Raw genomic sequence first — 699 nt, 5'->3', positions numbered from 1 at the left:
AGGCCACCGTCACCATCGACTACCCACAAACAGCGCCTGTTGCCGAGAATGACAGAGGTGTTGGTCCCTTAAATACAGCCGTATCAGTTGACATTTTAGCGAATGACAGTGATCCTGAAGATGATTTAGACCCAACCACCGTTAAACTGCTTGATCCGACTGATGGTTCAGAGGTCACCACAGTAACCGTTGCAGGCGAAGGCGAATGGGTCGTTGATCCAGATACAGGTATTGTTACCTTCACACCAGAAGCAGGCTTTACCGCAGACCCAACACCAGTAGACTACGTGGTCTCTGATATTACAGGTGAGCAATCCAACCTAGCCACCATTGTTGTGGATTATCCACCAAGTGCCCCAGTAGCCGTTGATGATAGTGAGTCAGGCATATCAGGTAGTCTCGTTATGGTTGACATATTAGGCAACGACACCGACCTTGACGGCGATCTAGATCCAACCACCGTTAAACTGCTTGATCCGACTGATGGTTCAGAAGTCACGACATTGACGATTACTGGCGAAGGCGAATGGGTCGTTGACCCAGATACAGGCATTGTTACCTTCACACCAGAAGCTGGCTTTACCGATGATCCAACACCAGTAGACTATGTAGTTTCTGATACAACAGGTTTAACGTCTGATCCTGCCACCGTCACCATCGACTACCCACAAACAGCGCCTGTTGCCGAGAATGACAGTG

Annotated in this window: 1 protein-coding gene; it reads left to right on the top strand. The window is 49.2% G+C overall.

The features are described from left to right. On the top strand, window positions 1-699 hold a 699-nt coding region (locus tag V6252_RS12840), incomplete at both ends, for an Ig-like domain-containing protein (protein ID WP_341610710.1).

This window comes from Psychrobacter proteolyticus (assembly GCF_038155145.1).
GTDB classification, from domain to species: Bacteria; Pseudomonadota; Gammaproteobacteria; order Pseudomonadales; family Moraxellaceae; genus Psychrobacter; species Psychrobacter proteolyticus_B.
The sequence above is the reverse complement of the archived record's forward strand: the minus strand, read 5'-3'. Positions and strand labels throughout refer to the sequence as shown.